General features: G+C 77.4%; 1 pseudogene. It reads right to left on the bottom strand.

The features are described 5' to 3' along the window. Positions 1 to 208: pseudogene (locus CCN42_RS40770) on the bottom strand (glycosyltransferase family protein); the annotation flags it as partial.

The following is a 208-nucleotide window of genomic DNA, read 5'->3' as shown; positions in this document are numbered from 1 at the left end:
CCGCCGGGATCGGGGTGGTGCAGGGCGGTCACCGAGGGCACGTAGGCCACGCCCCAGCCGCGGGCGGCGAGGTCGTAGGCGAGCAGGGTCTCCTCACCGCCGAAGAACAGCACCGGGTGGTAGCCCCCGGCGTCGAGGAAGGCGCGGCGCCGCACCACGGACGCGCAGGCGAGGAAGCCGAGCACCGGGGGGCCGGGGAGCCCGGGGT

Source organism: Streptomyces glaucescens, assembly GCF_002154375.1.
In the GTDB taxonomy this organism is placed as follows: Bacteria; Actinomycetota; Actinomycetes; order Streptomycetales; family Streptomycetaceae; genus Streptomyces; species Streptomyces glaucescens.
Note: the sequence above shows the minus strand (reverse complement) of the source record. Positions and strands in the feature narration are given on the sequence as shown.